This is a genomic window from Citricoccus sp., assembly GCF_032154715.1.
GTDB lineage: Bacteria > Actinomycetota > Actinomycetes > Actinomycetales > Micrococcaceae > Citricoccus.
This window is the reverse complement of the sequence record NZ_JALDXU010000115.1, coordinates 1-9,897: the sequence shown is the minus strand read 5'-3', so window position 1 is coordinate 9,897 and position 9,897 is coordinate 1. Positions and strand designations below refer to the sequence as shown.

Annotated in this window: 9 protein-coding genes and 1 pseudogene; 3 read left to right on the top strand and 7 right to left on the bottom strand. The window is 65.6% G+C overall.

Annotated elements, in window-relative coordinates; translation table 11 throughout:
* Positions 1-16: 16 nt before the first annotated feature.
* Entirely contained in the window at positions 17-1,153 is a 1,137-nt protein-coding gene (locus RUH65_RS14230; RefSeq protein WP_313818250.1) for an FAD-dependent oxidoreductase, read from the top strand.
* On the opposite strand, the gene RUH65_RS14225 is transcribed toward RUH65_RS14230, so the two are convergent.
* The 6 genes from RUH65_RS14225 to RUH65_RS14200 all read right to left on the bottom strand — a co-directional run bounded on the left by RUH65_RS14225 (position 1,150) and on the right by RUH65_RS14200 (position 6,763).
* Positions 1,150-1,407: a hypothetical protein gene (locus tag RUH65_RS14225; RefSeq protein ID WP_313818249.1), complete on the bottom strand. Its 258-nt coding sequence runs from the start codon at positions 1,405-1,407 to the stop codon at positions 1,150-1,152. The genes RUH65_RS14230 and RUH65_RS14225 overlap by 4 nt on opposite strands.
* Positions 1,408-1,544: 137 nt before the next feature.
* A complete protein-coding gene (locus RUH65_RS14220; RefSeq protein WP_313818248.1) occupies positions 1,545-1,835 on the bottom strand; it encodes a DUF4287 domain-containing protein in 291 nt (96 codons plus the stop codon).
* 362 nt (positions 1,836-2,197) lie between these two features.
* Complete coding sequence (locus tag RUH65_RS14215; RefSeq protein ID WP_313818247.1) at positions 2,198-2,944, bottom strand: Ltp family lipoprotein; 747 nt, start codon at positions 2,942-2,944, stop codon at positions 2,198-2,200.
* A 391-nt stretch (positions 2,945-3,335) separates the two neighbouring features.
* Positions 3,336-4,541: a Fic/DOC family N-terminal domain-containing protein gene (locus RUH65_RS14210; RefSeq protein ID WP_313818246.1), complete on the bottom strand. Its 1,206-nt coding sequence runs from the start codon at positions 4,539-4,541 to the stop codon at positions 3,336-3,338.
* Between the two features lie 245 nt (positions 4,542-4,786).
* Complete coding sequence (locus tag RUH65_RS14205) at positions 4,787-5,422, bottom strand: hypothetical protein (protein WP_313818245.1); 636 nt, start codon at positions 5,420-5,422, stop codon at positions 4,787-4,789.
* 519 nt (positions 5,423-5,941) lie between these two features.
* A complete protein-coding gene (locus tag RUH65_RS14200) occupies positions 5,942-6,763 on the bottom strand; it encodes a phosphatidylinositol-specific phospholipase C/glycerophosphodiester phosphodiesterase family protein (RefSeq protein ID WP_313818244.1) in 822 nt (273 codons plus the stop codon).
* Between the two features lie 422 nt (positions 6,764-7,185).
* Here RUH65_RS14200 and RUH65_RS14195 point away from each other — a divergent pair, with 422 nt between their 5' ends.
* Together RUH65_RS14195 and RUH65_RS14190 are read left to right on the top strand one after the other, a co-directional pair.
* Complete coding sequence (locus RUH65_RS14195) at positions 7,186-7,794, top strand: recombinase family protein (RefSeq protein ID WP_313818243.1); 609 nt, start codon at positions 7,186-7,188, stop codon at positions 7,792-7,794.
* A 97-nt stretch (positions 7,795-7,891) separates the two neighbouring features.
* On the top strand, positions 7,892-9,298 hold the full coding sequence (locus RUH65_RS14190) for a hypothetical protein (RefSeq protein ID WP_313818242.1): 1,407 nt from the start codon (positions 7,892-7,894) through the stop codon (positions 9,296-9,298).
* 88 nt (positions 9,299-9,386) lie between these two features.
* Here the strand turns inward: RUH65_RS14190 and RUH65_RS14185 are convergent.
* Positions 9,387-9,895: pseudogene (locus RUH65_RS14185) on the bottom strand (transposase); the annotation flags it as partial.
* Positions 9,896-9,897 lie beyond the last annotated feature (2 nt).

Below are 9,897 nucleotides of genomic sequence, written 5' to 3'. Positions count from 1 at the left end.
CACGTCTACTGCGAAAATGACCCTCATGGACTCTTCGAGGTACATCGTGATCGGTGCGGGACTCATGGGTGCCGCCACCGCCTGGCAGCTCGCGGGCGCGGGCCATGAGGTCACCGTGCTGGAAAGTGTGACGCCGGCGCACGATCGGGGCAGTTCGCACGGCTCCGCCCGGATCTTCCGCTACGCCTATGAGAATCCGGAGTATGTGCGCCTGGTTCAGCAGGCCCGCGGCGGGTGGTCCGAGGTGGAGGCGGCCGGAGGGTCCCGGTTGATCGACGACTGCGGCGCCGTGGACCACGGCGCCCACCGCGTTCCGGGCCGGCTCGCCGCGGTGCTGGAGGAAGCCGGCGTCGACCACGAACTGCTCAACCAGGCCGAGGCGACAGATCGGTGGCCCATGCTGACCTTCGAGACCGCCGCCCTGTGGCATCCGGATGCCGGTGTGCTCGACTCGGAGCTCGCCGTGACGACCATGCTGCGCCTGGCGCTCACCGAGGGCGCCGAGCTGCGGCAGGGCTGGGAAGCGGCCCGGATCGAGCGTTCCGGGCGTGGCTTTGTGGTGACGTCGACGACCGGGGAAGCTCTGCACGCTGCGGGGGTGATCGTCTGCGCCGGCGGATGGCTCCCGGACCTGCTGGCCGATCTGCCTGTTCCCGCCTCGATGCGCCCGCAGCGGGCAGACCTCACGGTTCGGCAGGAGCAGGTCTACCACTTCCCCTACCGCGAGGAGATCGCTCCGGCGGCGGACTGGCCCACGGTCATCCACCTGTTCGAGGAGATGGACGTCTACGCGCTGCCCGGCGGCCGGGATGCCGGGTTCCGAGGTCAAAAGGTCTCGCAGTTCAACGGCGGGCCGGTGATTCGTTCCGCCGCGCACCAGGATGGACTCATGGACCCGGTCAATCGGCAGCGGGTGGTGGACTACGTGTCCCGTTACCTGCCGGGGGTGGAGCCGGAGCCGTACGCGGAGTCCACGTGCCTGTTCACCAGTACGCCGAGCGAGGACTTCATCCTGGACAGCCACGAGGGGCTCACGCTGGTCTCGGCGTGCTCCGGCCATGGTGCGAAGTTCGCGCCGCTTATCGGCGAGTTTGCCGCAGGGTTGGCCACGGGGGCCGCAGCGGTGCCGGAGATGTTCCGGGTGTTCCGTTAGAACATGCCCGCGATGCGGCCGATGATCGCCAGGACGACGAAGACGAAGACCAGCGCGAGGACGACCACGAGCCAGGTCTTGTTCTTGGCACCCACGCCGGGCCGGTCGACGTCGAGCTCGTTGTTGGTGGGTCCGACGCCGAGTCCCTCGGCAGGCGGGGTGTCGCCGTCAATGCTGTAGCCCGAGTCCTCATTCATGGCGTCGGCCGCCTTCTGGCGGTCGCTGCGTGCGTCGTCGGGATTCGTGTCTGTCACGGTGGCCTGCCTTCGGGCGTTGGTCGTGCGGGGCGTGCGTAGGGTCAGGCTAGCAAGGCTGACAGTCCCTGGAGATTGATTTCGTGTCTACGGTCGTCACGAACCGATGGTGGCCCGGTGCCCGCCGGACCTTTCACCTAGGCGGGTTTAGTGGCCTTGCCATCCAGCCAAAGCACGTCCGACTCGTCCCGGTGAGAGCCCGTGGCTCCGACGTGCTTTGAGTCGATCTGCGGGCCCTTCTTGATCACGTGGACCAGAGCCATCCCATGGCCGCGGCCGAGCCCGTAGTCGGCCTTGAGCCAGTCGAGGATCTCACCCGCCTTGACCGAAGCGTCGTCATAGCCGCGACTCTGCGCGATCTCGAGCAGTTGTCGCGGGGTGAGTCCGGTCTTCTCCTCGATGGTGTCGAGGTAGGCCTGGAAGGACATGGTGGCTCCTGGTGTCGGCCGAGGGTCGGCAACGCGGTAGGCACCATTGTGCGCCAACTGGTGGCGGCTCGGCAGTATCTGCCGTTCTTCGTCACCGGTCAACTGGTCTCGAGCGCTCCGTGTACGTCTGATCACTGATCCCACGCAGGTACCGGACTACGAGGTTCAAGAACCCCGCGACGGCGAACCAGCTGCCGACGTTGTCTCCTGCCATGGTGGAAGCACGTCCGTTCTCTGAAGCGATGGCTGGGTGTCGGGGAGTGTGTGTGGGCGCCGCGGCCGCGGCGGTGATGGACGGGAACGACGCCGGCCCTGCCGGTCCCGCGGTCAGCGGGCCCGGCAGGGTGGTCGCACGGTAGTGCTCACAGCCCCGTCTGGCTCACTCCATACTGAGCCTGCTCCGCGGTGAAGCCCTCGAAGACCAGTTGGTCGATCAGGCCCTGCCGTGAGAATGAGGTGTAGTCGAGGTAGTCCACCGCGGACTTGGCAGCCTGCTCGTTCCAGTCCACCTCCACTCGGTCCACGGCCCACGTCGCGTCAGCGGTCGAATAGTCTTCGAACTCCAGCTGACCGATGAGGCCAGTCCGGGAGAAGGCTGTATATCCGAGGTAGTCCTCGGCCGACCGTAGCGCGTTCTGCTGGCTCAGCGTGCCACGCTCAGCTTCGGCAGCGGCTTCCTCGGCTGCGCGGGCCTCCTCCTCTGCCTTCGCCTCTTCTTCAGCCTTTTGAGCCGCTTCAGCTTCCGCGGCCGCCTGTGCCTCCGCTTCGGCCTTCTCGGAAGCCTCTGCCTCCGCTCGGGCTGACTCCTCGGCTTCCTGCGAGGCCGCATCGTCCGCTGAGGGGGTGGCTTCGGCGAGCTGGACCTCTTCGGAAGCGGAGGCAGATGCAGACCGGCTGGAGGTAGCGGTCACCGGAGCCGTGTCTTCCCCGCCGCCGCCCGCCAGGCCGGCGACGACGACCAGGGCCAGGACCCCGGCCGGGATGATGATGCGCTTCTTCTTGAACCAGGGGCGGGCAGATTTTGCTTCGCCCTTCGCGGTGGCGTCCTGTGCGCCGCTGAAGAGCTGGTCCTGCTGGTACGGGGTGGGCGATGACGGATTCTTGGTCATGGTGTGTCCTTCATGAGGATCGCGTGGGAAGCGATAGACGGTGAACTGCACTGAGGCGGTCACCCCAGAGCCGGCGATCCGGTGGTACCGGAACGATGACCGATGGGAAAGCCCCGCGAGGTGGGGAGGTCGATCATGATTCGGACAGTACGGAAAGGGTCAGACAGGATAAGGACACGGCAGGGGACTCAGCCGCGAGCAGCGCATCAACAATCTCCTAATGCTCGCGGACGGACCACGAGGATGCGGAGTGGGCACTCACCGAAGCCCGCCAGATGCTGTCCGATGCGGATCAATAGGACCCACTGCCCGGCGATGCTTCGAGACGGGGACGGACGCTCACGGAATGGCTGTTGTGTGAGCATCCTCCATCAGATCGTCACGGACGCGATCATCCGTCGCGTTCGAGGAGGACTTCCACGATGCGGGGGGCAAGGTAGCGGCGACGGTAGGTGCTGTCCGGGTCGAGAACCTGCAGGACCCCCACATCCACGAGTTGGTCGATAATCTTGCGCGCTCCACCCGTGGACAGCCCCAGCTCGCGAGCTGCGATCGCCGCCGTGAAGGTAGGTTGCGCGGTGGCCAGGTCGACCATGGCGTGGGCGCTTTCCGATCGGATGGTGGAGGACCGGACGGTGTCCTTCAGCTCGGCTTGGACAGTGCCGAGACGCAGCATCTGCCGGTGGGTCGAGACCGCCGCCTGATCCAGTCCCTGGGCGAAGAACCGCAGGAAGGAATCCCAGTCGCCGTCGGTGCTGACGCGGAGCAGCTGGTCGTAGTAGTCCGTTCGGCGGGCTTCGAACCAGGGGGAGACCATCAGGGTCGGCTCGCTGAGCAGTCCCAAGGCCTGTAGGTCCATGACGATGAGATACCGCCCCAAGCGCCCATTGCCGTCCCGGTACGGATGGAGGGTCTCGAATTGGTAGTGGGCCATGCCGGCCTTGATGAGGGGATCGATCCTGCCGATGTGGTCGGAGGCCTTCCACTTCATCAGCTCGTCGACGCCGGCGGCCAGCTGGTCGCCCGGGGGAACGGGCACGAACCGGGCAGCCTCGATGGGAGGCGCACCGGGCGTTGCCCCTTCCTGCCTGCCGATGATGACCTGGCTGCGCCGCAACCGACCGGATTCCGCTTCGAGAGGCGTGCCCGACATCAGGATGCCCTGCAGCTCGTTGAGCAACGTCGTGGACAGGGAACGTCCCGCGGCCTGTGCTGCGTAACCGTGATTGGCCATGCGCACGTAGTTGAGGATCTCCCGTATTTCGGGGGTGGCTGCATGCTCGACGTCGGCGGTCACGACGTCGGACAGCGGCGCGTAGGTGCCCTCCAAGGCCGAGGTGCTCTGGGCCTCCTGGCGCAGTGTCGGCTGGCGGAGTAGTTGTGGGTTGGGCAGGTGCCGTGCCGTGTTGTCCAAGGCGGCCAGTGCAGAGCGGGCGTTGCCTAAGGACAAAACGGTGTCCATGGACAACTGGGGCATGGAGTCCGGGAGCCCATGGGGGAGGAAGGCCTTGTGCTCCCATGAACCCAGCGCAGGGTCGGAACCGCGAACGGTGACGAGATCGCCGGTTGCCTGCTTGCCGAAAAGTGTCAGATCCACATGCTCACACTACGGGCGTTTCGTGATCATGTCAGTCGCCAATGCTCACAAATCGGTCAATCTGTCATCATTCCTCCTGCTGCCCCTCAACAGGACGTCACGGACCTTGAGATACTAGCGCCATGCCCGGCGACTGGACCATGCGCGACCTCAGACCGGGGGGAGACCGAGCTGCTGCGGCTGGCTACGCTCACCAACCCGAACTGGTCCGGCGAGCAGCGCTTCAGCTTGCGGGACCTTGGCCGTCAGCCTTGCCGTTCCCAGAGGGCGCAGCCTGAGGTTTCGAAGGCGACATCGGACGGGGCGATCGTCACGGTGGTGGCACCTTCGGTGACATGGTTCGTGATGATGTCACCGAACTCCCCGGAGGTGCCGGAGAGGCGTGCCCAATAACAGAGGTCCCCGCCGTCCGACCGGTAGCGACCGGGCTTGACCTCCTCGCCGACCATGTAGGTGCCATTGCCGCCGAAGGTGCGCTCGGCCTCGGCTTTGGCGGCGGCGTCCTCCTTGGCCTTTTTCTCTGCCGCGGCCTTCTCGTCCGCCGCCTTCTTCTCGGCCTCAGCCTTCTCGGCTGCGGCCTTGTCCTCCGCCTCCTTCTTGATGGCTGCCTCCTCTGCTTCGCGCTCCTCCTTTTGCGCGGCCAGTAGTTCGGGAGCGTTCTCCAGCTCTTGCACCTGCTGCTCCAAGGCTTCGATGGTGCTGTCTGAGAGCGTGACCACAGATTCCAGGTCAGCGATCCGCTGCATCCGGTCCTGATAGGCCTCATCAAGAGATTGGTAGCTCTGGGACCAGGGAATGGCGTTGAGGGCGGCACCGGCCACTCCACCCACGACGAGAAGACCTGCCGCCACGGCGATGGCCGTCCAGCGGCGCAGGGTCACGACTGGCCGCTGTCTCGCTAAGGTCGGTGGCTTCTCCGGCATTGGAGGAATGTGGTTGCTTTCGAGCATGGGAGCCTCCATGTGCGGGTGACGGTGCGAAGTAGGCGGAGCGGGGATTGAAGGTCCGCCTGCAGTGGTTATCGACACGTATGGCCAAGAACTTCACCATTGCCGTGCTGACGGGTCCCGTCACGCGTTTGATGCCGTCCATGTCGAGCCGCTCGGGTCCGGAACGGGCCTGGCCCTCCTGGAGCAGGTGGCGCAGGCTCACGACGCCGGCCACGCGCCGGCCGTCTTCGATCACCGGGACGGTGGAGACGGTCTCGGCATCGTCCAGTCTCGCGCGCACCTTGTCCGCGGCCTACGCCGCGGTGGTCCCGGCCCGGCCGTTCGCATCGCCGCCAGGTCGATGCTTCTGTCCCCAACATTCACGCACCTCGGTCCCAGGTAGGTGAATGACGTGGACCATCCCCACGGAACCGCGGATTTACGAGACGGGGTGGCGTCGGTTCATCCCCGTCAGCGGCCGGGGAACTCCTGGATGCCGGCCAGGTCGTCGGTGTTGATGTGGTCCACGCCGGCGGCCTCGAGCTCCGCCCAGAGGTTCTCACGGGCCTGTCCGGCGATGTCATTCGTGGCCCAGAACCGGACCCGGTAGCCGTCCGCGTGGGCCTGCTCCACGTACTCGTGCAGGCGCTCACGCTCCGCGGCCGGCATCTCGCCCACGCCCTGCCACGTGAACAACTTGGCCCAGTTCTCGCTGGCCAGCGGCATGAACTCCGCATCCATGCCGGAGCCGAGGTCCGCGGACCGGCCGTCGTAGGTGGAGTACCGGGTGTCGGCGGCCTGCATGTCCGCCAGCGGGCGGTTGCCACTGATGACGGCCTCGACCGCCCGGTCCTTGACCTGCCCGTTCTTGTAGCGGGTGACGAACTGCGAGTGCTCGGCGAGCTCGTCCTCGATCGCGGCCCAGGTGGCCGGGCCCTCGCTCTTGATGTCGATCAGGAGCTGGAAGTCTCCGTCGTAGCCGGGGTAAAGCTGCTTGCCATTGGGCGAGACCAGCTTGGACAGCGGCTCGAGGTAAGCCTCCTCCAGCGGCGGGGCGTCATCGAGTTCCCGGGAGTCGTGGGCCACGAGCAGCTCGCCGTTCACGACCCAGACGTCCGCCTCCACGGAGGAGAAACCGTGCTCCAGGGTGTCCAGCAGCGGGCGCTCGTGCTCGTGGTCGTTGTGGGCGTGAGCCTGGGCCTGCGGGGTGCCCAGCGTGGCCTCGGGAGCGTCTGCGGTCGCTGCGGTCGCGGCCTGCGGGCTGGCCACCAGGAGAGCGACGCGGCTTGGCACCCGGGACCAGTGGAGGATCAGTGGAGCGCCACCCACCATCGCCGCCACGGTCGTGAAACCGCGCCAGCGCGTCCCGACCTTTCGCGCGAGGCCGTGTGACGAGAGGACTCATAGCGGGGTCCTCGTCGCCACCGTTGGAAGTGGTTGAGCAAAAGCTGCCCGTTGGGGTCAACGCCACCGACAAGACTGTTCCCAAATGCCGCCACGGAAGTGAACCCACTACACCTGTTGGCCGGATCGGCTTGTGGCGGTGCATCGCAGCCCATGGGTTATAAGACGTCTCGGTGACCCCTCTCGCTCCTCGATCAGCACTCCCGGAATTTCGGGGCGCGACCGGACGAAATAATTCTCGTAACTATGTGGCGAAACCTCGGGTCTAAAATCATGGCAACGGCATTGGTTTCGAGACACTCGGGGTGGCCATGGGGAAGTTGATCGGGTACGCGCGGGTCTCGACCCGCCGGCAGGACGCCGACCGGCAAGTCGAGGACCTCGTGGCGACCGGGGTCCGGCGCGACGACCTGTATGTGGACCACGGGGTGTCCGGGGCCCGAGCCTCCCGGCCGAAGTTCGACAAGGCGGTCGCCGCCCTCGAGGCCGGGGATACCCTGGTGATCACCACCCTGGACCGGTTGGGCCGCTCCACGCAGAACATGCTCTCCTTCGCCGAGGCCCTCCGGGACCGGGGTGCCGGGCTACGGGTGCTCAACCTCGGCGGGGGAGACGTCGACACGCACACCCCGATGGGGTCCATGGTCTTCACGGTGATGGCGGCGCTGGCCCAGATGGAGCTAGAGATCAAACGCGAACGCATCATCGACTCCGTCGCCAAGCGCCGGGCCGCCGGCCAGGACCTCGGCGGGCGCCCCCGGACCTTCACCGACTCCCAGATCCGCAGCGCCGCCCACCTGGTCGAGACCGGCCGGCCCGCCGCCCAGGTCGCCCGCGACCTGGGGATGTCCCGGGCCACCCTCTACCGGCGAATCGGCGACCTCGACGCCCGGGAGCAGGCCGGGAACCATGGCAAATAAACGGTCGCGCCCCAAAGCCAAGGCCGTCCGGGTCAAACTGCCGGACTGGATCACAGGAGGTCAACCGGAACAAATGGGGCGCATGTGCGGGTGGTCCATGACGGCCACCGATGAACCCGGCGTCTGGTCTGTCAGAAACCGAGACGTGAGGCACGGAGTCAAAGGAAGCCTCCTGACCTTCACGAAGATGGCCGACCGCGCCAACGCCGAAACCACGGGGGCATACAGCCCTTTGAACAGACTGAAGAGACACGACGGGGTCGGCGGTAAGCATCTCTGGGACGTGGCCCGTAGCGCGCAGCGCCAACTGATGGAAGATTCTTCCGAGGGAATTGCCATGACACTGGTGGGCTTGAACCTTCTGATTCCGGCGATACCGACAGCACAGGAAGCCGCGTCAATCACTCAGCGAATATTCACGGAATCCGTGCTCCCGGTGGATGACGAGGCATCCCTTTACCTCGTGGAAGTCTCTGACCATCTGGGGTATAGATACACGGCGGCACGGATGCTCTTGGCGACGAAGAACAACGTCAGTGCCGCAACCTTTAAGGCAGAGGGCATGGTTACCCGATCGTCGAAAGGCCTCTTCCCGGATACCTCCATGGGTCTCAACGCCTATCTGACGTGCATGTGCGCATGCCTCAGTCCCGCGATCTGGGCCTACCCGGTAGGCCGTCCTGGAGGCGTCGTCCTCCTGCTTTTCGGCCGCGCCAGGGCAGGACAGGAGCGCATCTCCCGCGACGAGCTCCACTTGCTCGCCCCCGGCCGTAACGTCGCGGAGGAGACCCCGAGCTACCCTGCGGATCGGACCGTCTATGTTCGCGCCGCACAGTGGTGGGTAGGTCAACTGGACACTCTCTTCTCCATCGTCACTGAGCCGGCGAACTATGTTTCGGACGGCATGTTCGATACCGCGCAGGCCGCCGAGCGGCTACTGGCTGTCGAGCAGATATTCCGAGATTGCCAGTCGATACTGACGCAGACCCAGGATGATCACGCCCGGATCACCCTGGCTTTCACGCTCCTCAAAAGACTCGAAGGAATCTTTCCGGGCTACGACTGGAAAAAGGTCGTGGGCCGCACTTCCCTGGAAGGCCTCGTTCGAACGCTCAGGACGGATGTCCCGGCGGAACTCCACGGCGTGTTCCTCTGGCGTGCCGAGAGGGGAGTGCGTGCGATTGCCTTGCTGGAGGATGGATTCTTCGCCCCCGCTGAGGAGGAACAGGGCAAGGTCCCCCTACCGGACAAACAGGGAGTCCTGATCGAGTATGAGCGCAAGACCGCAGTTACTGAGTGGCTTCAACTCGTTAGGAATAGCCTCCACGGCTTCGACAAGCCCAGCCCGCGCGACCGCGCATTGCTCGCCGCCCACGATGGCAACATACCCGGAGACTTCGCGGATGTGGCATGGCTTCACATCCTCGACATCGTGACCCATCCTGAAAAACTCGCGAAGTTCGAGCATCTGGACAAGAACGGCGAAAGCAGCCGGCGGCGCTGAAGATAACTGAGGGAGCAGATCGGCGAGCCCGTAACGGCCAGTGAGTCCATTTCCTGCCTATAACGGCGGCTGTGGGAGGAGAACTACCCACCGGAGCCATCACCACATCCCGTTGCGCTCGCTCCGAAGGCGGACGGGACTTCACTGCGAAGTACGTGCTCGGAGCCACCTGCACTCCTGCTTGGCGCAGGACAGTGCAGATGGGCTCGACCCCGAGCTTGCGACCATCGAAGAGGTCGTCGCGGTTGGCGTCGATGAACGCGACTACCTCTTGTGTTGGCGGTCGAGCTCCGCCCCGAAGAAACTGGCGGCCCGCTTCAAGATCTCGTTGGCACGACGTAGCTCACGATTCTCCTGTTCCAAGGCCAGCATCCTTGCGGCCTCATCGGTGGTGACGCCCGGGGCGTGGCCATCATCGACGTCGGCTTGTTTGACCCAGGTCCGCACCGACTCGGTGCCATATCCCAGTTGCTCGGCGACCCGTTTCACGGTGCCCTGGGTGGTCCCCAACTCGGCGCGCAGGGTGCGCACCATCCGCACGGCTGCGGCCTTCTCCTCCGCGCTGTACCGACGCGTGGTCGGCTGATCCTGCGAGATGT

What these genes read in the sequence shown, in the direction of transcription:
- RUH65_RS14215 (WP_313818247.1), bottom strand. Translation starts at nt 2,944, where the DNA reads ATGACCAAGAATCCGTCATCGCCCACCCCGTACCAGCAGGACCAGCTC.
- RUH65_RS14195 (WP_313818243.1), top strand. Translation starts at nt 7,186, where the DNA reads ATGGGGAAGTTGATCGGGTACGCGCGGGTCTCGACCCGCCGGCAGGAC.
- RUH65_RS14190 (WP_313818242.1), top strand. Translation starts at nt 7,892, where the DNA reads ATGACGGCCACCGATGAACCCGGCGTCTGGTCTGTCAGAAACCGAGAC.
- RUH65_RS14220 (WP_313818248.1), bottom strand. Translation starts at nt 1,835, where the DNA reads ATGTCCTTCCAGGCCTACCTCGACACCATCGAGGAGAAGACCGGACTC.
- RUH65_RS14230 (WP_313818250.1), top strand. Translation starts at nt 17, where the DNA reads ATGACCCTCATGGACTCTTCGAGGTACATCGTGATCGGTGCGGGACTC.